The organism is Desulfatitalea alkaliphila (assembly GCF_022968795.1).
GTDB classification, from domain to species: Bacteria; Desulfobacterota; Desulfobacteria; order Desulfobacterales; family Desulfosarcinaceae; genus Desulfatitalea; species Desulfatitalea alkaliphila.
In genome coordinates, this window is record NZ_JALJRB010000003.1 from 97,978 (window position 1) to 122,734 (window position 24,757).

The window sequence follows — 24,757 nt, forward strand, 5'->3', positions numbered from 1 at the left end:
CATCGGCAACCTCTCCGGGACCTTATGATGGCGGCAATCCATGAAATGGTCGTGCTCACAACAGGGGAGGTTGCATGCGCTTTATTATCGAAAGATCGTCTGCACTGCGGTTTTGGTTTTTGGTTTTTGGTCTGTGTCTGTTTTTGCAGTCGCTGTCGGGTCAAGGCACGGTATGGGCCGCCGGCGGCATTGACCCGGCCGACCCCATGGTCCGGATCACTTATGCCCGTTCAGACCTGGATGTGCCAAAGGTCCTGGCCCGGCTCAGCCGGGAGGTGACTGCTGCCACGGGCATCGAAGAGCGGTTCATCACCTACTACTGGCAGACCTTTGACGCCATTCACTGCATGGGCGAACCGGTCACGGACAAGCCCCTTTTCGTGGATTTGTATGTTCCGGGATTTTTCACGGATCAGGATGTGGCCGGGATGATGACGGCCATTGCCGACGCCCTGGCAAACCTGACCGCCGTGGACAAGCAATGGGTTTTCATCCACACCCATTTCCCCCTCGATGGGCATGTCTACATCAGCGGTAAGGTGGAACATTGGGACAACTACCGCGGAAAGACCGGCAGCAGCCCACGTGACATATCCCAGCGGGCCATGAGCAAGTTCCTGTTCAACGACACCGCCTTCGTCTTTCAAAGCCTGTGGCGATTCGGCCTGATCGCAACGGGCGGGGCCGATCTGGGCGAACTGCTGACCATCACCGGCCAGGTGACGGATTATGACCCGGAAAGCTGGTACCAGGCCTGGCACGCCATGGCCGTGAAGGTGCGGGCCACTGGGAATGAATTTGCCGCAACCGGCCACGACCTCGCCGCCAGGCAGGCCTATTTCCGAGCCTCCAACTATTTCCGCGCCGCGGCCATCTATATGTACGACAAGGACCCCCGCGGCCGACTCGCCTGGCAAAACGGCCGGGATACTTTTCTCAAGGCTGCCGAGCTTTCGGGCGGGCTGATCGAACCCGTACGCATTCCCTATGAACGGACAACCCTGCCCGGGTATTTCCTCAGCCCGGACAACAGCGCCAAGAGAAGGCCGCTTTTACTGATCCAGACCGGTCTCGACGCCACGGCCGAGGATCTCTATTTCATCCTGGGCGCTTTGAGCGTGCAACGCGGATACAACTGCCTCATTTTCGAAGGCCCGGGCCAAGGGGAGATGATCAGCGCGCAGAGGCTGCCCTTCCGCCATGACTGGGAACAGGTGGTCACGCCGGTGGTGGACTATGCCCTGAGCCGGCCGGATGTGGATCCCCAGCGCGTCGCCCTGCTGGGCTATTCCATGGGCGGATATCTCGTGCCGCGGGCTTTGGCCTTTGAAAAGCGGATTCACTGGGGCATTGTGGACGGCGGTGTATACAGCGTGTTTGACGGAACCATGACCAAGTTCCCCGACGAGGTGCGCCAGGCCGTGGCATCCGGCAAGTGTTCGGCAGAAATAGACGCTATGGTGCTTCAGGAAATGGATAACCGCCCGGATGTGCGCCAGTTCATCACCCAGATGCTGTGGACGTTCCAGGCGGAAACCCCCTGCGAGCTATTTACCAAGCTGCAAGCCTATACCCTGGAAGACGTCATCGGTGAGATCCAGACCGAAATGCTGGTGGTCAATTCCAGTCAAGACCAGGTGGCGGGGTCCAATGCCCAGGCCAAGAAGGTTTTCCAGGCCCTCGAGGGACAAAAGACCTACCTGGAATTCGATGCCTCCCAGGGCGGACAGTTTCATTGCCAGCTCGGTGCGCCCGTGGTTTCCAGCGAACGCATTCTGAACTGGCTGGATGAACGGGCAAGGCCGTGACAGCCATACGAAATATCAGCATATACAAATCAACCCTTTAAATGGAGATTCGGTCATGAAAACCTTGGGATTTCGTATGGGCAAAGCGCTAATTAGTCTTCTGGCGGTAACTGTTTTTCAGGCGTGGGCCGGAATTGCCGCCGCCTCCGATCAGTCGCTTGACGTCTCGGACATGCATGCCACGGCCTTCAACTACTTTTTCCAGGACGGGGACATGGATTTCCACTTCGGCAATATTGTACTGGGCTCGGCGGTAAACGGCGGCGTGGAAATCGGCGAGGCCTTTTACGCGGCCTCGCACATTGAAGACGGCGACGCCGCGAGTTGGCAGCGGGAATGGTCCGAGCTGGCCAAGCGGGTCCAGGCCCGGGGAGAGAAGTCCCTGGCCGCGGGGCACACTGTAAGTGCCAGGGATCAGCTCCTGCGGGCCGCATATTCTTATCGCTTCTCCCTGATTTCCATGCTGCCGGACAACCCGGCCTTTATAGATCGGGGAAACAAGCTGCGGGAGCTGTTCCGGAAAGCCGGTGCTTTTTTTGATCCGCCGGTGGAATATTTCGAAGTTCCCTTCGAGGGTTCCGTTCTCCCCGGGTATTTTTGGAAAGCCGCGCCCGGCCCCGAGCCTACCAAAACCCTGCTGATGATCGGCGGGGGCGAAACCTTTGCCGAGGATCTTTTTTTCTACATCGCTCCCCAGGCCCACGCCCGGGGCTACAACTTCGCGACTGTTGATTTACCCGGTCAGGGCATGCTTCCGCTGGAGGGCATGGTATTCCGTACGGACACCCATTTCGCCATGAAGGCTGTGGTTGACTTCCTTGTCGCAAAGCCGGACGTAGATCACCAAAAACTGGCAGCTTACGGCATCAGCGGCGGCGGGCTTTTCGTGCCCCAGGCGGCCATGCACCATTCGGGCATCAAAGCCATTGCCATGAATTCGGCCGTGGTGGACGCCCACGCCCTGTTCGCTACCATGCCCGCGGCCCTGGAAACGCCGGAGCAGCGCTCAGCCTGGTCTTCGTTCCATGACGGCGTGGTCAGATCCATCTGCTGGCGCTACGGTGTGCCCATGGACCGGCCCGCCAAGCTGATTGACGCAAACAAGGGCAATACCTTCGACCCGGCACGGATAACGGTTCCGGCCCTGATTATTGTCGGCCAGGGGGAGTACAAGAGCCAGGAAGTGCAACGCCAGCAGAAGATCGCTATAGACAATTTTCCGAACCCACTTAAAAAAATGGTTGTCACCCCGAGCGATGAAGGAGCGAGCAACCATTGCGTCATGGAAAACAGCAGCCTCATCGGCCAAGTTCTCTTCGACTGGCTGGATGAGGTCTTTGCCCGGCAGGAATTGAAATGAAGCAGGCCATGCCGAAAGCAATTTGGGGACTGTGGTTGAGCGTACTGGTTTTGCTTTCAGGATGCGCGTCCATTGGTCCGGGGAATATGACCGCTGACCGCACCGGATACAATGCCTCCATCACCGAGTCCTGGAAACAGCAACTCCTGCTGAACATCGTCAAGATCCGCTATGTGGAGCCGCTGTTTTTCGTGGATGTTGGGGACATCGTGGCCGCCTATTCCCTGGAGACCGGGGCCAATGTCGGTTTTTCCGGGTCCATGTTCGGTTTGTCCGGCACCGGCGACACCAGCCGGCTGGAGCTGGGAATCTCGGGCAAATATACCGACCGGCCGACCATCACTTACAGGCCCCTGACCGGGACAGCGTTCCGCAAGGGCGTGGTCTCGCCCATCCCCGTGCGCAACATCTTGCTGGGTCTGAATTCGGGAATCTCGGCCGAATTCCTATTCGAGATGAGTGTCCGCGGCATCAACGGTCTGCGCAACGAGGCCCATCTCCCTGGCGCCCATCTCCCGGTCCAATCCGCTTTCCAGCGGGTTGTGCAGATCATCTCCCGTCTGCAGATGCTGGACGCGGTGCGTGTGACCAGCCGAAGCTTGCAGTCCGACGAACCGCCCATCCTGGTCCTTGCCTTGGGCGGATGGCATTCCTCGTACGAAACCAATGCCCTGGTTCGGGAACTGCAAGATCTACTCGGCCTGGATCCCGCCCTGAACGAGTATGTTTTGACCGCAGGGCACCCGGTCCGGAAGGACAATGTGATCGCCTTGCAAACTTTCTCCCTGATGCAGATGCTGGCGGCAGTGGCCGCCCGGATCCAAATCCCGGAACCGGACCTGGTAAAAGGCCGGGCCATCCCCGGAGCGTCGCAGCATCCGGAGACGGCGGGGATGGGCGCCGTTGCGGTGAAGTCGTCTTCGACCCGGCCTGACCAGGCATTTGTCTCGGTCCGATATCGCGACCACTGGTTCTGGGTCGACGACAGCGATTTGGGAACCAAGCGGGTTTTTTCTTTTATCATGCTGGCCTTCACCATGCTGGAGGATGTCCGGGCTCCCAGTGTGCTGCAGCTGACTATTCCCGCACAATAGATTATCGTGACGGCCGGCCGGCCACTCATCTGCGTATGAACTTTAAGAAATACCCAGTAATAAAGTGCAGTAAAAGCAGTAACAAAGAAAGTGCCATGCGTATTATTTGCCTGCTGTTGCTCTGCGCAGCGATATTTTCCTGCGCCTCGGATCCTTCACGGCTGCATCAGACCGAAACCATGAGTCCTCAAGCCCAACGGTTTTTGAAGCAGAGCACGCCTCCTGTTTTTGAAAGTCCGCTCACTGCGGCCACGGTGTCCCCGATCCGGGAAGGGCAACGGGCCGCAAGTGAGGCGGAACGCGAGCATTTGCGCAAAACGCTTATGTCTTCCATGCGATGGGAAACGATAGGCGGCGTACCCGTCGCCGTGCTGACGCCCAAGACCATTGCCGCGGAAAACAAAGGCCGAGCGGCCTTGTATCTACATGGCGGCGGTTTTACCCTGGGTATCCCTGACGACGCCTACGCCATGCGCCTTGCGGCCCTCCTGCAATTTCCAGTGTATGGCGTCCAATACCGGCTGGCCCCGGAGCATCCCTTCCCCGCGGCCCTGGACGACTGCCTGACCGTGTACGCAAAGCTGGTAGCCTCGCACGACCCGCACAATGTAGTCGTGTTTGGGGGCTCGGCCGGCGGCAACCTGGCTTTGGCCATGCTTATCAAGGCGAATACGGCGGGTCTTCCCATGCCCGCGGCCCTGGGATTGTCCTCTCCGGCCGCCGACCTGACCCGAACCGGAGACAGCCCTTTCGCCAATCAAGGCCGGGACCCCGTGCTGCAATGGGACGGGCTGATGGAATACTTTGCCCTGGCCTACACCGGGGACGACAATCCCGGGGATCCGCTGCTTTCGCCCGTGTATGCCGACTATTGGCCAGGCTTCCCGCCGACCCTGATCACGACCGGAACCCGGGACCTGTTTTTGAGCGGTTGCGTCAGGCTCAGCCGGGCATTGCGCCTGGCCGGCGCGCAGGTGAAGCTTCTGGTCTGGGAAAACATGTTCCACGGTTTTGATCTGATCCCGGATCTGCCCGAAGGGCAGGAAGCCCGGGAGGAGATGGCGTTATTCCTGCTGGGAGGAGGGGAACAATAAAATATGGTCTTTGTCACCACGTTCGGCCCGCAGAACAGCTCGCCGCCGGTGAGTGAATATGCATGCGCGCGCCGGACGCCCCCGCCGGACCAATGGCCGTCGCAGGACGGCCGGCGACGTATCGCAGGGCCGATCGCAACCCGCGCAAGGCTCGCCGGCGGCGGAGCAGGCCCCATCTGCCTGAAGCGGTTCCAAGGCGGAGCGGCGAAGGTGGATGGCGCGAAGAGGATACGCCTGCCTCGAAATTCATCTTCGCGCCATCCCAAGGGTACGGCATTAACCGGTAAATAAAAAGCCCCCATGCAAGAATGCGCATTAAGGGCTGCACCCCGCTTTCAGGGGATGCTTGACGACGCGCATCTCGGTCACCAGGTCGGCCGCTTCCACCAGGACCTGCGAGGCCCCCGTCCAGTGATCACGACGTGCAGGGTGGCGGGCCGGCTCCCCGTAGAAAGTATACGCCCGACGGTTCTCCGGATCGCCACCGCCGAGAAGGACTTTCAGCTCCCCGTCGATGAGCAGCCGAACCAGATCGGGCAGCGCGGCATCCAACACACCGACAATGCCGATCCGCTCCTGGGCCATGGGCAACAACACCTTGACGGCCGGGCTGGAGATGATGGCGGCCGCCATTTTCGGCGTGACCTCCCCCTCCAGTGCATGGACCCAAGTAACGGCCACCGGGCCAAGCAGCCATTCGGCCCGGGCCACGGTATGGCAAACGGCATTTTCGCCGGTGGCGCCCTTGTCGGCCCCGGCCTTGATCATGTGGGCGGTGGCAACGGCGTTGGTCCCCAGGGCAATCAATGCCGGAGATCCCCCGTAAGCCGCCCGGATGATGGGCTTCCAGGGTCTAGAAGCGCACCCGACAAGTCACCCCGATGGTCATGGGGTCCCCCGATTGCCCGACCGGATCGGAACCGGGGAACTCGAAGGCGACGGCGTTGTAGTGCGTGTCGAGGAGATTCCGGGTCCACAGCAGCAGATCGACATGGCGGGTCTCCAGGCCGATGTTCAGATAGTACGGCGATCTTCCGCGCATCCGCCTACAGGCGTCGGTTCGCTACCGATATACATCTTTCCGATTGCCGACTTTGACCACCCATATCGTAAGCGCATTATCCTGTATCGAGTATACGATACGATAGTTCCCTTGACGGATGCGGTATAATTCTAGTGCAGTGAGTTTTTCGCAGCCCATGGGCCGTGGATCGTTTCCGAGTTGCTCAACCCGTGCAAGAACTTTTTTCAGGTCGCTTTTCGGGATCTTCCTGAGCTCCTTCCAAACCGATTCCTTGAAAAAGATCTCATATCCGGGCATCTTTTTTCAGCCTTTTCAACATTTCAGAAAAACTGATTAGCGGCTCATTTGCCCTTTCCTCAAATGCAGTTAAATCCTCAGCATCCTCCGCAAGCGCTGCCTTAACGGCGTCGTTAACGAGATCAGATATTGATTTCGATGTTTCAATAGATTTTAATTTTAATGCCTTATGTATAATGGGGTCGAAATATACCGTAGAGCGCTTGGCTTGTGTTGCCATGATGTCACCTCCCAAAATCGTTATGATGACACTATAGCGTTTGGACGTTATGACGTCAACGGTAAAAGGCCCCGGTAAACAGACAAAGCTGCTCAGCGTGCCGCTCAGCGGGTTGGGCCGAAAAAACCGTTGGTGCAGACCGGCGCGCTTTTCCAGCAGATCGCTGGTGGTCAAGGCGTCGAGCAGGCGGCGGGTGTTCTCCGCATGGGTGCCCAGCCGCCCGGCGACCTCATCGGGGGCGGCGTCGGCGGTCAGCAGGTCGAAAACCTTGAGATCGATGCCGCAATTCAACAGGGCCGCCTTGAGCGGCCCCATGGCAATATCGTGCAGGGGACGGTAGCTCATCTCGGCGTCGGGGGGCCTCTTCATTTCACGCTCCTTTCGGGTGCTAACCGGTTTCCAGCGAAAAGGCAGGATGCCCACCGCGTCCTGCCTTGGCCTTGGCCGGCATCATGACGGAAGCGCCGCCGGCTGTCTAACACCTGGCGAACGTTTTCTGTCATTTACCGAACTATGCTTCGCACGCCCGTTCCAATGAACTCCGACTGCCGGCGAAATCGCCTTCCAGGCATTCATGCACGGCTCCGGGCCGAGGGATCGGAAGATGATAGGGGGAATATCTTAAGGAAGAAGACCATTGAAAGTCATACGGAGGTTGGATCGGTGCCATGGCCGGAGAAGCCCGGTGACGCTTCCTCCGGGCGGATTGCTCAGATCGCGCAGCAATAGAGTTCGGGCCATGCGGATGCGCTCCCGTTCCCGGTGGTCCGCCACCGGCCGCGGGGCGGCCGGCCCCTTGAAGGCGCCGGACAGTTGCAGGGCCATCAGTTCCAGCGTCTTGCTCTCGTAAAACAAGCGCCTGGTGGCCCCCTGGTAGGGGCAATCCAGCAATTGTCCGGCCGCGAGACGCATCGCGGGAGACATTTCCGAGGGCCGGCAAAGGCAATGGGAGGCAGCCCCCTGGACAAAGGCCTGGAGTACCGGATCTTCCATTTCCGGCTGGTCCGCAAGCAGCGCGTGGCAGAACTGCGGCGACATATAAATGGCCACCATGCGGATGGGATCGCGGTCGAAGAATTCCATGGTCCCGTGGGAACGCGGAAAGGCGCAAACCATGCCGAATCGCGGTTGCGCGGTCAAGACGCTTTTACCCGCAGGGTGATGCACCGTGTACCGGGCACGGCCGGAAACATGGTACGAGAACTCCAACGGTACGCGGTCGGTCTCGAAATCGATCCGAAAGGGGGCGCGCGGCGGCAGGCTGACCAGAAACAGTGTCAGACCCGGCCGGATGTCGATCCGGCGCGCCAGGTCATCGGCACCGGATTGCGGGCTGACCGGCCGCGGGTTGTCCGCGATCCGGCAAGTCATTTCCAAATCAACAGCCTTTTCCTCGCACAATGCGGTCATAATGGAATTAATAGCGAACCTTTTTAGTAAAAGGATTCCCTCTGCCGGTTGGACTGCCCGCATATGGACATACATTTAATTCTCAATTTTAGCAAGAATTGTCTTTCTTTATTCTGCATTTCTATTTTTATTATAATTTACCACCACCCTGGTGGCGAGGTGCCACGGATATGCTCTTCACGCTGTATAAATCCGTTTTGGTTCAATTATCAGGTTGCCAACCCCTTTGCATCCACACTATAGTTTTTATGTCTGTAATCGACGCTAAGCCATCGGAGAACGAAACACCAGGGCGCAGGTGCGTATCCTTCCACTGGTCTCAACAGAAGAGGGATGCCGAATGGAAGCACTGTTGTACAGTTTTCTGGCAGGAACCAGCACCGTTGTCGGCGCTTTGCTGCTCTTCTTGATAGGAGAACCGGGCAAGAGGACCCTGGCAGGACTGCTCGGATTCGCGGGTGGAATCATGCTGGGCATTTCGGTTTTCGAACTGCTACCCGAAGCGGTGGCGTTCGGGTCGCTTGGCACGGCGCTCACTGGCTTTGTGCTGGGGGCCGCCATGATGTACGGCCTGGACCGGGTGCTGCCCCATTCTCACATGTCCACGGGTGACGACCTGGTGGTGGAGAACCCGAAGAAGATGGGCCGGCAGCAATCGCCCATCCTGCGCACCGGCTACCTGGTGCTGTTCGGCATCGCCATGCACAACCTGCCCGAGGGGCTGGCCATCGGCGCGGGCCTGGAAGCCAGCCCGGATGTGGGCCTTTTGATCGCGGTGGCCATCGGCCTGCACAACATCCCGGAGGGCCTGGCCATGTCCGGTCCCCTGCGCGCCGGCGGCATGCCCATGGGCAAGGTACTGCTCTTCACCCTATTGGCCGGCCTGGTGACCCCTATCGGCACGGCCATCGGGCTTTTGGTGATGCAGGCCGCACCGGCGATGGTGGGCGGCGCCATGGCCTTTGCCGCCGGCGCCATGGTCTATATCGTCAACGACGAATTGGTCCCGCAATCCAACGAGATGAACAGCCACCTGGCCAATGCCGGCCTGATCAGCGGAATTTTGCTGGCCTTCGCACTGCTGTAAAATTGCGATGTCTCCGGCAGGGGGCGCCGGGGATCAAAGATGCGATTTCGAAATCCGGTAAGAAGGCCCGGCGGGAATAGCGTTCGGAACCCCGCCGGGCATGTCGCAGGAATTTTGAGCAGAATAAATCGTTAGTCCACTTTGAAGAAGGCCTGCTTCTTCGATTTGCAGACCGGGCATTCATCCGGGGCTTCGCCCTCCACGGTGTAGCCGCAGACGCGGCAGACGTGGATATCGGTCTGTGCCAGATCCCCCATCTTCTCCATCGCCTTGTTGTAGAGCGCGGCGTGGACCTTCTCCACCTCGTTGGCGTAGGTGAAGGTCCTGACCGCGGCGGTGTTGCCTTCCGCTTCGGCGGCGGCGATCATCGGGGGGTACATGGACTTGAATTCGTAGGTTTCGCCTTCCACGGCTTCCTTGAGGTTCTCGGCCGTGGATTTAATACCATCGAGGGCCCGCAGGTGGGCATGCGCATGAATGGTTTCGGCGGCGGCGGCGGCCCGGAACAGCTTGGCGACCTGGCGGTAGCCTTCCTGGTCGGCTTTTTCGGCAAAGGCCAGGTATTTGCGGTTGGCTTGGGATTCGCCGGCAAAGGCTTCCTTCAGGTACTTCTCGGTCTGACTCATTGCATTGCTCCTTTGTGTTGTTTTGGTTGGGGTGCTTCAACGACGCCTGTCGGTTATTCAGGCGCCTATGGTCAAGGCCGACGCAACCCCCCGCGGGGGCTGCACCGGCTTAAAACACGCTTCAGTGGGCGGCCTTTCTGCGGCATTCCGGACAGATGCCGTAGAAGTCCACCCGGTGGCTCAGAATGCGAAAGCCGGTGGATTGCGCCAAGGTTTCAGTCAGGTGATCGAGGGCGTCCAACTCCGCGTCCAGGATGCGCCGGCATCGGGTGCACACCAAATGGGGATGGGGCGTCGGCACCCGCACGTCGTAGCGGTTGCCACCCTCGCCGAATCCGATCTCCATCACCTCACCCAGCTCCTTGAGCAATACCACGGTCTTGTAGACCGTGGCCAGGCTGGTGGTGGGAAAGTTGGGTTTGACCGCCGCGTAGACCATATCCACGCTGGGGTGGCTGTGACTGTCGGCAAAGGCACGCAGAATGGCAAGCCGCTGGGGCGTTATCCGGTGCCCGGCCCGCCTCAATCTTTGCAGGATATCCTCGACGCGCGGGGAGTTGGAATGCACATTCACTCGCGATCATCCTTTCCAATGGCATCTTCAAATCATTCAATCGCTACGATAGAACTATTATTATTTTTAGATAATGATTATTAATAACAAAGGACCATACCCCCCGTCAAGCAAAAAATCATACGTCACGGCGCCTTGGTCCGTAAGTCTCCCAAGGCGATGAGAACCCCGTAAAGCCTGCCGCCGCCTTGCAATTCTTGCGGCGCATGGATGCTGGTGCAAGCGGGTAATGTAAGTGCTGTTCCGAACAGGTAACCTGCTCTACGGAATGGGCAAAGGAGGGGCAGTTCTTTTACGTATACAGGGTGACGCCATCCGGCGACGGGTCCATGGCGACCATGGCTGCGCCGAGGTGACGCAGCGGCTCGAACTGGTGGCTGACCATTAGCACCGTGGTGCCGCGGGATTGGTTGAGGCGGTGCACCAGTTGCGCCACCACGCGCTGCCAGTGGTCATCCAGGAAGGAAAAGGGTTCGTCCAGCAGCAGCAGGTCGGGGCCGACGGCCAGGGCGGCGGCGATGGCGAGCCGGCGCCGCATGCCGCCGCTCATCGCGTGGGGCTTGTATGCGGCGGCGTCCGCCAGCCCCAGGTTCTCCAGCCAGGTCCGGGCCAACTCGCTGCGCGTTGCCGACGGCACGGCGGCGGCAAGCATGAAGTCCATGTTTTCCAGGGCGGTGCGCCAGGGCAGCAGCGGAGCGTCCTGCAAGGCGCAGCCGATGCGGCCCGGTCCCCGAACGCAGGTGCCGATGTCCGGAGCGCGAATGCCTGCTGCGATCTCCAGCAACGTGGTCTTACCGATGCCCGAAGGACCGGTCAGGCAGACCATATCCCCCTTGGCCAGCCGCAGGGTCAAGTCCCGCAGCACCGGTCGGCCCCGGATGCTTTTGGATACGCGGCGCAGCTCAAGCACTGGTCGCCCTCCCCGCTTCGGCGGCACGCCGCAATGGGCGGATCAGGCCGAATTCGATGCACATGCCGATGCTCACCAGAACGACAGCCCAGGCAAACAATTGTTCCATTTCCAGCATGCGGTAGGCCCAATAGATGCGCGCACCAATGCCTTGGCCGCTGGCCAGGAACTCCGCCACCGCCGTGACTTTCCAGCAACTGGCCAGCACGTGGGAAAGCCCGCCCAGCAGATGCGAATGGATGCCGGGCAGCAGAAGATCCTTTAGCACACGCAAGGGCGGTACGCGGTAAACCCGCGCCATTGCGAACAGCCGGTGGTCCAAGGCGGCAGTGCCCTGGGCCACATTCAAGAACAGCGGCGGATAAAGGGAAGCGATCACTACCAGCACGGGCACGGCGCTGCCGGTGCCCACCCAGACCATCAAAAGGGTGACCCACAGGATGGGGGGCGTGGCCTGCAGGGCGGCCACCAACGGCGATATCAGAGACATGGTGCGGTGGGAGAGCCCCGCCGCCAGGCCGGTGACCAGCGCCATCACCAGGGTCAAGGCCACGGCGAACAGCCCACGGAACAGGGTGATGGCCACATGCCCCCACATGGCGGGCTCCCGGACCATGCCGACCAAACAGCCCAAGGTGGCCAACGGTGAAGGCACCAGGTGGGCGCCGTAAAGCAGCGTCAGCAGGGTCCAGATCGTTGCCAGCACGGCGGCGGAGAAGCCGAAAGCGATCACGGGGGACTCCACAAAAAAGCCGGATCCGCCATCGGACTGCGCGCAGAGGCCATGAGTTCCGGCATGAGCATGCGCAAGTAGCCGTCGATTTCGTCGGCCACGGCCGCGGCCGGTTGGAGCAGCACCGGGTCCCTTTCCAGGGAACGCGTAACGATCTCCCGGGGGATGTAGGCTTCAAAAGCCGGCGGCAGCGCGGCGACGCCCACCTGCGGATCGGCCTGCAGCCGCTGCGCGGCAGCCGCCATGGCGGCCACCAGGTGGGCGATGAGCTCCGGGTGGCGTCGGGCGGTTTCCCGGTGGACGGCCATGCCGGCGATGGGCATCCGTGCGGGACCGCCGGTGCGGCGGCCGTACCACTGTTCAACGCTGCCGGCCACCCGCAGGCTTGCGTCCCTGGACAGCAGGGTGCTGGCCAGGGGCTCGGGCACCAGGGCCGTATCGACCCGCCCGCTGTGCAGCAGCAAGGCCAGTTGCCGGGGCTCGTGGGGTTGAAAGCGGATGGACATGGCTCCGGCATCCCCCAGGGCGGTCAAGACGAACACCGCCGGAGAATCGGCCGGTGCGAAGGGCAGGTCCCGGCCGGCCAGATCATCGATGTCCTGAAGGGCGGGATCCCGGGTGACGATGTGAAACTTGCGCCACCCGCTGATCAAAAGCAAGGTGACCGGCGCGCCGGCGGCATGGGCCTGGGCGAACCCTTCGGTGTGTCCCAGCCAAAGGTCGCCCTTGCCGGCCAGCAGCACCCCCCGCAGGTCATCCAGGTTTTTCCACAAAACGACACGGATGTTGCAGTATTCGAGGATATCGCCGCTGCCCAGCGCCTCCCAGAAGGGCAACTGGGGCGTTGTGGCGAACCCGGTGGTGTAAAAGGTCAAGGTGGGCAGCGCCGGATCGCGGCCGTACACCATTGTGTGCCCGTCGCTCTCGTCCCGCAGGTGCCTGGCGCCGAAGAGCGCCAGGCCGACGAACGCCAGCACCCCGGCCGCCCCCACCCATCGTCGCAAGTTGCGGCCCATGGCCATCAGAAGGTCATTCTCCAGGTTGCCAGGACACTGCGGCCCGGCGCGTTCAACAGGGCGGGTTTGCGCCCGGTGGAAAGGTGCTCCCGATAGGTGGCGTCCAGCAGGTTGTGGGCCGCCAGACCCAGCTCCTGCACCGTGCCGGCCCACTGGAAACGGTAGGCGAGCCCGGCGTTGAGGGTTTGCCATCCGGGCGTTTCGTGCTCGGCGGGCCCCACCTTGGATTGACGGGAGGCCCAGGCCATTTCCAAGTGCCCATTGAGACCGATGGCGGCATCACGGCGGATACCGGCCACGCCGTTGAGGGGCGGAATGTCGGCCAGATCCCGGTCCTCGGTGCGGTTGCGGCCCACGGTGTAGGCCGCGGTGGCATAGGCGCTCCAGAGCGGCATGAAACGCCACTGGACGGACGCTTCGGCCCCGTAAATGCGGGCCTCGGCCACATTGGCCATTTCACGCCGATCGGCGGCGACCGGAAGCTCCACGATCAGGTCGTCCACCCGGTTCCAGAAGGCGCCGAGGCCCATTACCAGGCGCGGCCGGATGTAGTGGAGCCCGTACTCGAAAAAGAGGGAGCGCTCGGGGTCCAGGTCCGGCGAGCCGTACACTTCGTAGCTGCCCAGGTGGATGTACTTGAACCGCTCCATCAAATCGGGCGCCCGGTAGCTGGAGGCACCCAGGAAGGTCATGGACCAGTCGGGCAGGAAGCGCCAGGTGAGGCCCAGGTGGGCGTCCCAGCTGGTGTCTTCGTATTCGTCGGCGGGCCGCTTGAGGGGGTTGGGGGCACCCGCCTGGGGCGGCTGCAGCCACACATAATGCGCCTCGCTTTCGGCCCGGATCAGATCGATCCGGCCGCCGGCATTGAGCGCCAGCGTGTCGCCGAGACGCCAGTGGTCTTCCAGAAACAATCCCGCCGACAACTGCTTGGCGTCGGCCACGGGCTGGTCGATGCCGACGGTGCCGTTGGCGAAGCGCCGGGTGCGTTCGGAGGTGATGGCCCACTGCCAGATGTCCGCGCCGATGGAGAGGCGGTGGTCGCCGCCGCGTATCGAATTGAACCATTTGAAGCCCCGGGTGCGGTGATGGGCCGAGGGGTGGATGCTGGTAATGGGCCCGGCCGCCGGAAGTCGGTCCACGCGCACGTTGCGGTCGATCTCCTGGTGGAAAAGATTCACGACCGAACCCTCCCAGGCCCCCCGCGCGGGTGTAAAGCTGTGGGTCAGGTCGATCAGTTTGCGGCTCGTGCGCGGGTAGGTCACATCGGCCACCGCCGGCAGGGACGCCTCCCCCGTGCCGGGAATACCGATTTCGGCGCCCTCATGGTGCTGGTACTGGATCTGCGTGTGGTTCAAGGGGTTCCATTTGAAACCGGCCTTCAGCGCCCCGCCGTAATCCTTGAACCGGCTGTTGGGAATCACCGTGCCGGTGCCGTCCTTGTAACTGTCGTAATCGCGCAGGTTGCCCGATCCGTACACCCAGAAACGCGGGTTGTTGAGCATCAATCCGGCATGGGTGCCGAACCCGTCGGGGTTGCTCTTGTAAACGGAAGTGACGGTGCCGCCCGCCTCGGTGGTGTCGCTGAAGCGCCCCTTGCGGGTGATCACATTGACCACGCCGCCGATGGCGCCGGAGCCGTATAGCGCGCTGACCGGCCCTTTGAGCACCTCGATGCGCTCGATCTCCGCCGGATCGATCAGCCCGAACTGGGCGTTGAGATCGGTGGCGGTGTTGACCCGGCAGCCGTCGATGAGAAATACCACCCGGCCCCGCCCCAACCCGCGGATATTGACCTCCGCGCCCCAGGGACTGTCCGGGGAGATGGTGACCCCGGGTATGCGCCGCAGGGCATCGGCGATGCCGATGGGCTGGTCCCGGTGAACATCTTCCGCGTCCACCAACCCGATGCCGCCCGGTGTGTCGGAAATCCGGCTCTCGACCCCACGGGCCGAGACGACGATGTCGTCCAACGCTACCGGCGGCGCGTCGGCGGCCGGCGCGGCCGGCGGCGCAAGGATCAGAACAATGAGAACAAACGCAACAATCCAAAGGTGACGTTTCGGCATGGCGTATCCTCGTATTATGTATTAGTGCGCTCCCAGGGACGCGTAATCCTCCCAGCCCATCCACAGCAGCCGCCCCCCATTGGCCTTCATCTCGTCGAACAGCGGCGCACTGCCCAGTACCGGGGCGAAGAGGCCCTGGACCGCCAGCATCTCCTGAAACGGCAGGGCCAGCAAATGACGCAGGACCGCAACGGCATCCGGGCCGGCGCCCCGCTTCACGAAGGCGATCAACGGCACGGCCAGGGCGCCCTCCTCGGGCCAGACCGCCCGGGCCATGCCGTTGCGGAACGTGCGCGCGAAGGCGGGAAAAACCATGCCGGCCTTGTAGCGCCCCTCGTCCACCGCCTTGTTGATGTCCTGGGGAAACAGCTGCGGATCCACCTGTCCGGCGGCCCGCCGCCCCTCCTCCCCGCACAACCGGGTCATCCAATATTTGCAGAGCGCCGGCGCCGGCGTGCTGTGGGGCGGAATGACCACCGCGCCGGCCAAATCCGCCCGGCAAAGATCGGCCCACCCGACCGGCGGCGGGTCCACGTCGCGGTGGTGTATCAGCAGCAAGGGCACCACCCCGATCACCTTGAAAAACGGATGGGACTCCAAAAGCCCCGCCTTGGCCAGCTCCGGGCGCATGGGCGGCAGGTCCGCCGGCAAAGCGGCCAGTTGGTTGCGGTGCGTGAGGGCACGGGTCAGGGCGCCCGGGTAGGCGGTGACGGTCAGATCGGCAGTGGCTTGCGCTTCGCCGAAGCGGGCATTGTAGAAATCGGACATCTCCTCGTGGGTTTGCGGTTCGCGGACGATGACATCGGCAAAGCGGGCCCGGATGTCGTCGCCGGCCTGCCGTGCGATGTTGGGCGGCAGGGACAGGTGCAAGAGTGTCATGGAATCCAATCTCCGTTGGTAAGGGTTCGTCCGCCGCGCAAGGTTTCGCGGCAAGCCGCGAGGGTCGCATCGATGCGCCGCAAACCGGCCAGGCAGCGAATCTCGTCGGCGGAGGTGACATGCAGTTGGGTCATTGCGCCATTTTGCATCACCACCCGTTGCTGGGTCATGAGGGTCAGGACCGGATCGTGGGTGGCGATGAGGATCGGTTTATTGCTTGCGCTGAGCACGTTCAACGCCTCGAATTTATGGATACCGGCATTCTCGATCTCGTCGATCAGCACGATGGGCGCATCGGAAATAGCGGCGATATCGGCAATCATCAGCGCCCGTGACTGTCCCCCGCTCAGGGTGGGCAAGTCGGCTTCCGGCCGAATCGGCTCACCGCACAGGGTGTTGGCAACGGCCAGCACCGCCTCCACCAGCCCATCGGTCGCGCGTTGTTTGCTCTCTGCGTGACGCCGGAGAAAGGTCGCCACGGTGCCGTCCATGATGAAACCGGTTCTTTGGGACAGCCGGGCGACCAGGCCGCCGCCGTTCAGGGTGTCCCCCGGCGCCGCCCGGTTGATCAAAATGCGCCGGCCGCTGATGGTATCGCCCCGGGCAAGCTGTTCGATATCCGCCAGCAACTCGCTCTTGCCTGACCCGGTGGGGCCCACCACGGCAAGACACTCTCCGGCCCGGATGGTCAGTTCGGCGACCCTCTCCGGCTTGCCGTCCTTGCAAGTGCCCGCCAGCACGGTCAGGGCAGCAACCGGTCGCGCCGTTGCGGCCTGCGGCGCCGGCCCCCTTTCAGCGGCATCAGTGCTCATCGACATCTGGTGCATGGCAGCATCCTTTCTCAGCGGCGCGGCACGCGGCGGTGGTTCGAACGGACCCGCCCTGCGGCGCGATGGCGATCTTCTTGACATTCCCTGATTGGTAGGGTTGCCCGACGCGGACCTCCCCGGTGCAGTAGGAGCAGATGGCGGCCGGCATGGAATAGCGCAGCCGCCGGTGAACCGGTTCCGTCACGGGCGGCCAACCCGCCACGATCCGCTTGAGCAGCACGACCCCCGTGCCGGTCAGCCCGTTGAAATGGATGATGGCCGCCGTAGGGTTCGCCTGCCGGACGTTGTAAGCGAACACCTCCTTTTCGGCCTGGGAGACCATGTCGCCCTTGGTCACCACCACCAGGTCCGCCAGGCTCAATGCCGGCCCCATCTTGCCGGGAGCGTCCATCCCGCCCAGGTTGTCGATCACCGTGACGGCGGGCACCGCCTCGACATGGGGCGCGCAGCGGAAGCAGAGCCCGGCCGTTTCCACGAACAGCACATCGGCCGACTGCGCCAAGCCCCAGGCGTACACCTCTTCCAGGTTGGAGACATAGTAGTGGTCCGGGCAGACGTAATCGCCGAGGCCCTTGATGGCGGGGATGCCCACCCGGCGGGCATAGTGCCGATCATCCCCGGTGGCCAGGGCATCGAACTTGGCCGCCGCCACCCGCACCCCCTCGGCCAGCAGCCGCCGGGCCAAGTGGGAGATGACGGCGGTTTTGCCGGACGAAGGTGTTCCGGCAACGGTGATCATTTTCATGGGCAAACCTTTCCACATGCTGCGCACCGGGCGCGGGACCGGCGGTGCCTGCTGTACAAATAAAAAAAAGGGCGCAACAGGAAGCGGCTGACGCGCTTCGTGTTACGCCCTCACTTTCTTCGACCCTGCTGTAAGCCGAAGACCGCAAGACGCCAATTTTGAAATTACTTGTAAAGTTTTAATTTTCTAAATTCGAACGAGTACTGAATTTCATATCCCGAGTTGCTTGTCAAGCCATTTTGACGTTTGACCGCAAAAATTCCTCATTATTTGGATACGAGCGCTTCAGATATCAAACAAATGACTTGACAACATAATTTTAAATTTCGTATTAATTTTGTAGCCTTTATCTTTGTTTTAATAAACTAACCATAGACACCCTGCACGTCATGCGCGTTTCCGGTGCCGGGCACGAGAAGTGACGTCCGAAGCACGCGACAGCGGTTTCTTCATAATGGTGATAGATGCAATGCACCAGCCATCTGCTGCTATGCGATTAAGGAGCAATAACGATGAGTTCTTCATTCGAAACCACAGAATTGAACAACCGGAGCAAAGGGACGAATACCGGCACACCTGTTCGTTTGAGCGTCTCCCTCTCTGTGGAGACCTTGCACCGGCTGCTTGCGACAAGCCAGCTGTGTGCTGCGGAATTACAATGTCTGGACCGGGCCTCTCGGTTTGCGTTGCGGCGGCTTTGCCTGGAAAGCTGCATCGGACCCGCAAATTGCGCAGTTCGCAGACCGCAACAACCAGGACCAATTCCCCGGAACCCTTGTCATCCGCTTCGGCATCAACCCCGCGCCGAGCGCCGCGCGGATGCCATCACCGCCCCACCCGCCGGTGTCCGCAGGAGAAGCTTATGCAACCCTTTCATGAGTCACTAAAGACCCTTTTCAACGTGGCGGCGACAGCATCGAACGCGGACGCCGGCTACGGACGCATCAACTGCCGCCGCCGCCGGGAAAACCGCAACCCTGTGCGGGAAGAGATTTCACGGATCATCGCACGCCCGAGCATCGTCAAAAACAGTACGGCCGCTGTACCGGAAAGATGATGGCGCGTTTTGACGGCCTTTATGGTCCCAGCCACTGCGCGCACTGCAATGGATGTGCGCAGTGGCAGAGACGATCAGACGGCCTCCCTGTGCCGATCAACTGCCTGCGAAAGTTGCCTCAACGGCACAAAAACAGCTGTGTGGCCGTCAGCCCGGCCGATTAAAACCGGGTGGCGACACTCAGATAGAAATTGCGCCCCTTGCCCACGCGGGTCGTGGTTTCCACGTCGCGGGCGTTGATGTAGGCATCATCGAACAGGTTGTTGATACCCAGGGTCAGTTCGGGAGCGCGACCGAAAAGGGACAGACCCTTGACCTCCGGCGTCCATGTGGCGGCGACATTGGCCTGGGTGAAGCTCTCCCGCACGCGCCAGTAGGTGGTGCCGCCGCTGACGACGGTCTCGGGGTTCTGGTCGGGCTTGAACCAGTGGGTGACGGAGGCCCCCACCCGCAAGGTGTGCAGCGGACGGACATAGGCGCCCAGAGTGGCTTTGTCCGCGAAGCCCTGGGGGGTTTTCTCCTTGGTGGCGTCGTCGACCTGGTCCAGATGGGAGTAGCTGAGCCGCGCGCCCCAGCGTGGAGCGTCGTACATGGCGGTCATCTCGTACCCGTCCCGGGAGACGCTGTCGACATTGCGGTAGGTGCCGTAGGGGGTTCCCTCGGGCGAGTCAGGCCCGTCGAGAGCGGCCTTGAAGGCGATCATGTCCTTGATCTTGCCATTGAAATACATCGCCTTGAACATCAACCGGTCCCGGTTGGCGAGCAGCCCGTTCTTGGCATAGGATAGTCCGGCTTCGTACTCGCGGGCGATTTCCGGTTTCAGGTCGGGATTGGGCAGGTACCAGTAGTGGCGGTTGAGGGGGCCCTCCGAGGAGGTTTCGTGGGGCGTCGGGGCGCGGAACGATTCGGAGTAGTTGCCCAGCAAGTGCAACCCTTCGAACAAACGCACCGCTAAACCGATGCGCGGCGAGAAGTGCTCATCGGTGTATTTTCCCGCGTTGGCCTTGACCCGCCGGTCGAAAGTGTCGTAGCGGCCGCCGGCCTGGACGATCAATCCTTCGTTGAAAAAAGCCGATTCGAGATGTACGAAAAGACCGGTGTCCTTGTAGGTATTGGGCATGGACCCGAACACCGTCGCCACGCCGTTGCGTACGTAGGAGGCGTCTTCTTCCCTGTTTTCGTGGTCGAAACCGAGCAGCAGACGGTTGCGGGCCGCGAGGGCATCGAAGATCATTTGATTGTGCAAGCGGAAACCCCAACGATCGTCCTCGTTTTCGTAGTCCAGTTTCTGTTGGACGCCGCCGGTGTCCTCGTATACCCAGCCCCGGTCGTAACTGGACCAGCCTTTGTAGGCCGTGGCCTGCAGGTTGACCCAGCGGGAGCCGTAGGGGTTCAGGCTGTAGGTGGCCACGAGATCGCGCTGGGTCAGGGTGCCGATCACCGGTCCGGTGACGGTGCTGTAACCGGGGTGGTACAAGGATTGCCAGGTCACCTCCGCATCCTGGTGAAAATCGTAATAGGAGAGCGCGATGCGCGAACCGCCGCCCAGGTGCAGGGCCCCTTTGGTGAAAATTACGCGCAGATCCTCCTTGTTGTCCACCGTGTCCGTGTACCCGCCGTCGGCCGTTTGATATTTGCGGGCCAGCGCCTTGTCGCCGTGGCGGCCGAGTTTGCCGTACAACAGGAACTCGTAAGGTCCGTCGGCCGGTGCCACCGCGCCGGCCACATAGCCTTCGCGATAGTTGTTGGTTTCGTAGCGCATTTTCGCGGCGACCCCGAGGTGTCGCCCCGGTGCCAGGAAATCATGGGCATCCTTGGTGGTCATGGCCACCACGCCGCCGATGGCGCCGCCGCCGTGGTGGACCGACGAGGCCCCCTTCACGATTTCCACGCTTTTGAGCAGGTCGTTGTCGGAACGGAAGGAGGAGACCTGGTTGGAGTAGAGCGCCGGCGACCGACGAACGCCGTCCTGCAAAATGATGACCCGGTCCTCGGATTGGTAGCCGAAACCGCGGATGTTGAACTGCTGCCCCATGCCGCGGCCGCTGTCGCCGCCGGTGGAGACCCCCGGCACATCCGCAAGGGCTTCGATGACGGTGCTGGTGCCGCGCAACTCCTCTTCGCCGAGCACGGTGACCGATCCCGGATATTTGTTCACCGCCAGTGCCATGCTTGTGCCGGTCACCGTGACATCGGACACCGTCGCCCTGTCGTCCGGGCGGCGGGTTCCGCGGCTGCCGATGCGCAGGGTGTAGGGGTCTTGACCGGCCACGGTCACGGCAAGATCGTGTCCGGCCAGCAGGCGCTCCAGGGCGTCGTCGACGGCGTAGCTGCCCTGCAACGCAGGACTCAGCCGCCCGGCCACCAGCGCGGGATCGAAAACGAGGACAATGCCCGCTTGTCGGGCAACGAGATGCAGGGCTTCGGCCATGTCACCGGCCGGCACCTGGAAATGCCTCTGCTCGGCGCCGCCGGTTCGGGCCCAGGCCGTGGCGGCGTCGGCGCTGATCATGATGGCGATCGACAGGAGCCAGACCGACAATACCATCATCGCCGCGCCGAGAGCGGTGCGGCGCACGGCTGCCGGACGGGAGGCGGGGTGCATGGTTTTGTTGGAAAACTGCGCGTGGGGCGTACGGTACATGTTTCGATTCCTTTCCTTTTCAGATGGCATTGAGTGACCATGCCCACCCTGTGAGCATGGCGGCCGGTTTTCCATCACGCCGTCCGAGATGCAAAAAGGCGCAACCCCATGATGGGTTACGCCTTCACTGCCTTCGTCCGCGCTGCTAACGAAGATCGTAGGGCATTCCTGGTTGAAATTGAATCGCGATAGGGTTTACCGTTATCGCGGATCGGGGTGTAACCACCCCTGCTGCGTGGATTTGCGCTTGACCGCTATTGAACGCTGTCCGAAGTGTGCTCCCAGGCGCCGAGTGCATCCGCCCAGGTGCGCAGCACGTCCGGGTATTCGATCACGCCGGCATCGACATAGGCCGGCAGGCTGAACAGGCGGTGGTTTTTCAACGCCGGCACTTCCGCCAGGGCCGGCATTTGCCGGACGGCTTCGGCCAGGGCCTTTTGCACCGCAAAGGCGTTGCCGGTCATCACGATGACATCCGGGGCCGCTTCGACCAGGGGGTCCAACACAGGCCCGGTTTTGCGACGGGGGACGGCGAAGTGGCCTTTGGCCGGCTTGCTGCCGTCGATCCGGAAATGGTGCCCGACATTCTTTGCGCCGATCCTTTCAAGCAAGAAGACATCGGCATACCCCCCGGGCGCTTCGATCCGCAGCATGGCGCGCCCGGTGGATTCCTGGTAGGTGCCGTTGATGATAATCACGCTCTTGCCGGGGTTTCGGGCCTTGAGACTGTTTTGCACGGTGGCCCGCTTGGTATTGTAGGTTTCGATCAGCGCTTCGGCCTCGGCGCGGCGATCCAGCAATTCGGCGGCTTGGCGGATGGCGCTTTCAAGCCCATTGGAGAAATCGACATAGGCGATTTCCAATCCCTTGTCCGCCAGTATCGTCCCCAGGTTCTCCGGCTTGAGGTCGGGCCGGTACTCGCAGTAGCGGGGATGCTTTTCTACCAGAATCCGTTTGAGTCCGTTGCGCCGGGCGGCTTCGATGATGGCCTCGCCTTCGCCCCTGGCGACACAGTTGGGACACCCCAGAACCTGTACACGGTTCTTGAGTTGATCACACAAGGGCCAGAGGGAGCAGCGCACCGACATGGCCACCGGCACGACACCCAGGTGATAGGCCACATCGGCGACGCGATCTCCCAAGATGATCACATCCGCCCGCGCGGGCACTTGCTGCGGCGCGGCGGCCGATTCGCGGACAACGGTGCCGAAGGCCACCAGCGCCGCGATCACCAGGATATGAGCGCACATGGCGGCCAAGGTTGCAAAGGGATGGGTGCTTCGTTTCATGGACACACTCCTTGATGTGGATGGTTTCAGGTGACCGGCCGATACCGCGCTTGGCGGCCGGTGATGCGCTACATGCGAATCGAGACCCCGGCATGGAAAGTGGTGGGCGCGATCAGGGTGACGCCGTCCCGGACGATGCGCTTGTCGAGGATGTTCTCCACCCCCGCGAACAGCTCCAGATGCCGGCCGAGCCCTTTGGCGACGTAGGCCCCGAACAGGGGGTAGGAGTAGCGTTCGCCGTCGGCGTAAGTGATCCGGCCGATGCCGCTCATGCGCAGGTTGGCCCGCAGGCGCATCTCCGGATGGTGAAATCCCAGCTTGATGAAGTATTTGTATTCGGGCTGGGCGCCGATGTTCTCGCTGCCGGAGCGGTTTTCCACGTCCAGCCAGGTGAAATTGCCGTCCAGGGTGAGGCCCAGGGGCAGGCGGACGCCGGCCTCCGCTTCGATGCCCTTGAGGGTGGCTTCGGCGATGTTGCGGTACTGGTAAAAATCCCTGCGGTTCTGGCCGCTGCCCTCGGAGCGATCAAAGACGGTTTCGATCAGGTTGTCCACCTCCGTCTGAAAGCCGGTCATCCTGCCGTAATATCGGGCTTGGGTCAGTTCGATGCCGAGCTCGTAGGTGATGGAAGATTCCGCTTCCAGGTCCGGATTGGCGGCATACACATCGCGCCCCCGGCGGCGGAAAGAGGTGACGTTCAGTTCCGTCAGCGATGGCGCCCGGAAGCCGTGTGCGTAAGCACCCTTGAGGCGCAGGGCGTCGGTGAGGCTGTAGATGGCGGATGCGCGAGGCGTCCATCGGTCCCCGAAGCCCGAGTGGTTGTCGTAGCGCAGGCCCAACACCACGTATAGGGGATCGAGCAGGTGAAATTCGTTTTGCGCGAACACACTGCTGTTGTCCACCGACGCGTCCGTGCGCAACCCCATCTGGGTGTCGTCCAGGCCGTCCCGACGCAGCTCGCCCCCGATGGTCAACAGGTGACGATGCCACAGCAGGCCGGAATAACGCGCTTCGGCCTGGTTGATGTACTGCTCGGTTTGCCGGCGGCCCGATTCGGCAAAGGGGTTGAAGCCCATCTCATTCCGGTATTCGGAGCGGTTGACCCGCAGCAGCAGTTGATGCATGGGTTTCAGCCGCAAATCGTACTGCAGGTGGTAGCCCCGGCGCTCCTCCTGGAACCGTCGTTCACGAGCCAGGTTCTCGTAGAACTGATCGCCGGTGTACACGTTGTCGTTGTACTCCATCCCGCCGGACAGGGATTGGCGGTCGGTGAAGTCAAAGGCGACGCGGCCGGCGGCGAAGCGCGGCCGCTGCCTGAAGCCGTCGTCGGGCAGCATCCCGTCCTGGTCCCACCCTTGCGTGTGTCCCGATTCGGCCGCCGCCAGCAGGCGCAACCGATCCAGGGACCCGCCTACCAAGGCGCCGCCGGTGAAACTCTGGGCGTCGCCGAAGCGGTTGACGCCATACTGCCCGGTGAGTTCGGCGGTGGTCGCTTCGGGCGCGCGCCGCGTGATGATGTTGACCACGCCGCCAAGAGCGTCGCTGCCGAACAGGGCCGATGCCGGACCGCGCACCACCTCGATGCGCTCCACCATATGGGCCGGAATCTGCCGCAGATCGATCATGTCGTTGAACCCGAAGGCCAACCGCCGGCCGTCCAGCAGCACCAGGGTGTGCTTGCTGCGCCCCCCCCGAATGGCGGGCACCCGGACCCGTCCGGACTCCCGCGAAACCACCAGCCCGGCGGCGCTCTCCAGGGCGTCGGCCACCGTCAAGGCATTCATTTCGCGCATCTCCCGGGCGCTGATCACCTGCACGGCGCCGGGCGCATCGACGATGGTCTTCTCCGTCATGGTGGCCGTCACCACCACCTCACCCGCCTGCAACGCCTCTTCTCCATTGGCGGCGGCAGTGGGAACCACCGCCGGGCAAAACATCATGACCGCAGCCGCTAACAACAACCGTCGAAACATTGTCATCACCTCGTTGGATTC

At 62.0% G+C, this 24,757-nt stretch carries 23 protein-coding genes; 6 read left to right on the forward strand and 17 right to left on the reverse strand.

Annotated features, from left to right (window positions below):
* Nucleotides 1–74 precede the first annotated feature (74 nt).
* The 4 genes from MRX98_RS04075 (at nt 75) to MRX98_RS04090 (ending at nt 5,356) form a co-directional block, all read left to right on the forward strand.
* The gene (locus MRX98_RS04075) at nt 75–1,808 is read left to right on the forward strand and encodes an alpha/beta hydrolase family protein (protein ID WP_246903220.1); all 1,734 of its coding nucleotides are present in this window, start codon (nt 75–77) and stop codon (nt 1,806–1,808) included.
* A complete protein-coding gene (locus MRX98_RS04080; protein WP_246903222.1) occupies nt 1,789–3,168 on the forward strand; it encodes an alpha/beta hydrolase family protein in 1,380 nt (459 codons plus the stop codon). Before MRX98_RS04075 ends, MRX98_RS04080 begins: the two co-directional genes overlap by 20 nt.
* An 86-nt stretch (nt 3,169–3,254) precedes the next feature.
* A complete protein-coding gene (locus MRX98_RS04085) occupies nt 3,255–4,262 on the forward strand; it encodes a hypothetical protein (protein WP_246903224.1) in 1,008 nt (335 codons plus the stop codon).
* A gap of 95 nt (nt 4,263–4,357) precedes the next feature.
* A complete protein-coding gene (locus MRX98_RS04090; RefSeq protein WP_246903226.1) occupies nt 4,358–5,356 on the forward strand; it encodes an alpha/beta hydrolase in 999 nt (332 codons plus the stop codon).
* Between the two features lie 315 nt (nt 5,357–5,671).
* Here MRX98_RS04090 and MRX98_RS04095 read toward each other — a convergent pair whose 3' ends face one another.
* From MRX98_RS04095 to MRX98_RS04115, 5 genes are all read right to left on the reverse strand, one after another.
* Nucleotides 5,672–6,196, reverse strand: a complete 525-nt coding sequence (locus tag MRX98_RS04095; RefSeq protein ID WP_343217727.1) for a DUF3842 family protein — start codon at nt 6,194–6,196, stop codon at nt 5,672–5,674.
* A 13-nt stretch (nt 6,197–6,209) separates the two neighbouring features.
* The gene (locus MRX98_RS04100; RefSeq protein ID WP_246903230.1) at nt 6,210–6,398 is read right to left on the reverse strand and encodes a hypothetical protein; all 189 of its coding nucleotides are present in this window, start codon (nt 6,396–6,398) and stop codon (nt 6,210–6,212) included.
* Between the two features lie 21 nt (nt 6,399–6,419).
* Nucleotides 6,420–6,677: a type II toxin-antitoxin system RelE family toxin gene (locus tag MRX98_RS04105; protein ID WP_246903231.1), complete on the reverse strand. Its 258-nt coding sequence runs from the start codon at nt 6,675–6,677 to the stop codon at nt 6,420–6,422.
* Complete coding sequence (locus MRX98_RS04110) at nt 6,664–7,266, reverse strand: methyltransferase family protein (RefSeq protein ID WP_246903233.1); 603 nt, start codon at nt 7,264–7,266, stop codon at nt 6,664–6,666. Before MRX98_RS04110 ends, MRX98_RS04105 begins: the two co-directional genes overlap by 14 nt.
* 252 nt (nt 7,267–7,518) lie before the next feature.
* Nucleotides 7,519–8,268, reverse strand: coding sequence for a hypothetical protein (locus MRX98_RS04115; protein ID WP_246903234.1), 750 nt, complete (start codon nt 8,266–8,268; stop codon nt 7,519–7,521).
* A gap of 379 nt (nt 8,269–8,647) precedes the next feature.
* Between MRX98_RS04115 and MRX98_RS04120 the strand changes: the two genes are divergently transcribed.
* Nucleotides 8,648–9,394, forward strand: coding sequence for a ZIP family metal transporter (locus MRX98_RS04120; RefSeq protein WP_246903235.1), 747 nt, complete (start codon nt 8,648–8,650; stop codon nt 9,392–9,394).
* Between the two features lie 131 nt (nt 9,395–9,525).
* Here MRX98_RS04120 and MRX98_RS04125 read toward each other — a convergent pair whose 3' ends face one another.
* The 9 genes from MRX98_RS04125 to MRX98_RS04165 all read right to left on the reverse strand — a co-directional run bounded on the left by MRX98_RS04125 (nt 9,526) and on the right by MRX98_RS04165 (nt 17,773).
* Nucleotides 9,526–10,020, reverse strand: coding sequence for a rubrerythrin family protein (locus MRX98_RS04125; RefSeq protein WP_246903236.1), 495 nt, complete (start codon nt 10,018–10,020; stop codon nt 9,526–9,528).
* Nucleotides 10,021–10,141: 121 nt separating this feature from the next.
* Entirely contained in the window at nt 10,142–10,594 is a 453-nt protein-coding gene (locus MRX98_RS04130) for a Fur family transcriptional regulator (protein WP_246903237.1), read from the reverse strand.
* A 292-nt stretch (nt 10,595–10,886) separates the two neighbouring features.
* Complete coding sequence (locus MRX98_RS04135) at nt 10,887–11,504, reverse strand: ATP-binding cassette domain-containing protein (protein ID WP_246903238.1); 618 nt, start codon at nt 11,502–11,504, stop codon at nt 10,887–10,889.
* Entirely contained in the window at nt 11,497–12,237 is a 741-nt protein-coding gene (locus MRX98_RS04140; protein ID WP_246903240.1) for an ABC transporter permease, read from the reverse strand. Before MRX98_RS04140 ends, MRX98_RS04135 begins: the two co-directional genes overlap by 8 nt.
* The gene (locus MRX98_RS04145) at nt 12,234–13,259 is read right to left on the reverse strand and encodes a substrate-binding domain-containing protein (RefSeq protein WP_246903242.1); all 1,026 of its coding nucleotides are present in this window, start codon (nt 13,257–13,259) and stop codon (nt 12,234–12,236) included. The genes MRX98_RS04140 and MRX98_RS04145 overlap by 4 nt, the downstream gene beginning before the upstream one ends.
* On the reverse strand, nt 13,259–15,319 hold the full coding sequence (locus MRX98_RS04150) for a TonB-dependent receptor (protein WP_246903244.1): 2,061 nt from the start codon (nt 15,317–15,319) through the stop codon (nt 13,259–13,261). The genes MRX98_RS04145 and MRX98_RS04150 overlap by 1 nt, the downstream gene beginning before the upstream one ends.
* A 21-nt stretch (nt 15,320–15,340) precedes the next feature.
* A complete protein-coding gene (locus MRX98_RS04155) occupies nt 15,341–16,198 on the reverse strand; it encodes an ABC transporter substrate-binding protein (RefSeq protein ID WP_246903245.1) in 858 nt (285 codons plus the stop codon).
* Nucleotides 16,195–17,025: an ATP-binding cassette domain-containing protein gene (locus MRX98_RS04160; protein WP_246903247.1), complete on the reverse strand. Its 831-nt coding sequence runs from the start codon at nt 17,023–17,025 to the stop codon at nt 16,195–16,197. Before MRX98_RS04160 ends, MRX98_RS04155 begins: the two co-directional genes overlap by 4 nt.
* Nucleotides 17,000–17,773, reverse strand: coding sequence for a GTP-binding protein (locus MRX98_RS04165; protein ID WP_246903248.1), 774 nt, complete (start codon nt 17,771–17,773; stop codon nt 17,000–17,002). The genes MRX98_RS04160 and MRX98_RS04165 overlap by 26 nt, the downstream gene beginning before the upstream one ends.
* A gap of 862 nt (nt 17,774–18,635) precedes the next feature.
* Between MRX98_RS04165 and MRX98_RS04170 the strand changes: the two genes are divergently transcribed.
* Complete coding sequence (locus MRX98_RS04170; RefSeq protein ID WP_246903250.1) at nt 18,636–18,830, forward strand: hypothetical protein; 195 nt, start codon at nt 18,636–18,638, stop codon at nt 18,828–18,830.
* Nucleotides 18,831–18,990: 160 nt separating this feature from the next.
* Here MRX98_RS04170 and MRX98_RS04175 read toward each other — a convergent pair whose 3' ends face one another.
* From MRX98_RS04175 to MRX98_RS04185, 3 genes are all read right to left on the reverse strand, one after another.
* A complete protein-coding gene (locus tag MRX98_RS04175) occupies nt 18,991–21,474 on the reverse strand; it encodes a TonB-dependent receptor (protein WP_246903251.1) in 2,484 nt (827 codons plus the stop codon).
* A gap of 254 nt (nt 21,475–21,728) precedes the next feature.
* A complete protein-coding gene (locus MRX98_RS04180; protein WP_246903252.1) occupies nt 21,729–22,763 on the reverse strand; it encodes an ABC transporter substrate-binding protein in 1,035 nt (344 codons plus the stop codon).
* Between the two features lie 68 nt (nt 22,764–22,831).
* The gene (locus tag MRX98_RS04185) at nt 22,832–24,736 is read right to left on the reverse strand and encodes a TonB-dependent receptor plug domain-containing protein (RefSeq protein WP_246903254.1); all 1,905 of its coding nucleotides are present in this window, start codon (nt 24,734–24,736) and stop codon (nt 22,832–22,834) included.
* Nucleotides 24,737–24,757: the final 21 nt, after the last annotated feature.

Coding starts and splice junctions, on each gene's coding strand:
- MRX98_RS04075 (WP_246903220.1), top strand. CDS start 75: ATGCGCTTTATTATCGAAAGATCGTCTGCACTGCGGTTTTGGTTTTTG.
- MRX98_RS04080 (WP_246903222.1), top strand. CDS start 1,789: ATGAACGGGCAAGGCCGTGACAGCCATACGAAATATCAGCATATACAA.
- MRX98_RS04085 (WP_246903224.1), top strand. CDS start 3,255: ATGACCGCTGACCGCACCGGATACAATGCCTCCATCACCGAGTCCTGG.
- MRX98_RS04090 (WP_246903226.1), top strand. CDS start 4,358: ATGCGTATTATTTGCCTGCTGTTGCTCTGCGCAGCGATATTTTCCTGC.
- MRX98_RS04100 (WP_246903230.1), bottom strand. CDS start 6,398: ATGCGCGGAAGATCGCCGTACTATCTGAACATCGGCCTGGAGACCCGC.
- MRX98_RS04105 (WP_246903231.1), bottom strand. CDS start 6,677: ATGCCCGGATATGAGATCTTTTTCAAGGAATCGGTTTGGAAGGAGCTC.
- MRX98_RS04110 (WP_246903233.1), bottom strand. CDS start 7,266: ATGAAGAGGCCCCCCGACGCCGAGATGAGCTACCGTCCCCTGCACGAT.
- MRX98_RS04115 (WP_246903234.1), bottom strand. CDS start 8,268: ATGACTTGCCGGATCGCGGACAACCCGCGGCCGGTCAGCCCGCAATCC.
- MRX98_RS04120 (WP_246903235.1), top strand. CDS start 8,648: ATGGAAGCACTGTTGTACAGTTTTCTGGCAGGAACCAGCACCGTTGTC.
- MRX98_RS04125 (WP_246903236.1), bottom strand. CDS start 10,020: ATGAGTCAGACCGAGAAGTACCTGAAGGAAGCCTTTGCCGGCGAATCC.
- MRX98_RS04145 (WP_246903242.1), bottom strand. CDS start 13,259: ATGGCCATGGGCCGCAACTTGCGACGATGGGTGGGGGCGGCCGGGGTG.
- MRX98_RS04150 (WP_246903244.1), bottom strand. CDS start 15,319: ATGCCGAAACGTCACCTTTGGATTGTTGCGTTTGTTCTCATTGTTCTG.
- MRX98_RS04155 (WP_246903245.1), bottom strand. CDS start 16,198: ATGACACTCTTGCACCTGTCCCTGCCGCCCAACATCGCACGGCAGGCC.
- MRX98_RS04160 (WP_246903247.1), bottom strand. CDS start 17,025: ATGCACCAGATGTCGATGAGCACTGATGCCGCTGAAAGGGGGCCGGCG.
- MRX98_RS04165 (WP_246903248.1), bottom strand. CDS start 17,773: ATGAAAATGATCACCGTTGCCGGAACACCTTCGTCCGGCAAAACCGCC.
- MRX98_RS04170 (WP_246903250.1), top strand. CDS start 18,636: ATGCAACCCTTTCATGAGTCACTAAAGACCCTTTTCAACGTGGCGGCG.
- MRX98_RS04175 (WP_246903251.1), bottom strand. CDS start 21,474: ATGTACCGTACGCCCCACGCGCAGTTTTCCAACAAAACCATGCACCCC.
- MRX98_RS04180 (WP_246903252.1), bottom strand. CDS start 22,763: ATGAAACGAAGCACCCATCCCTTTGCAACCTTGGCCGCCATGTGCGCT.
- MRX98_RS04185 (WP_246903254.1), bottom strand. CDS start 24,736: ATGTTTCGACGGTTGTTGTTAGCGGCTGCGGTCATGATGTTTTGCCCG.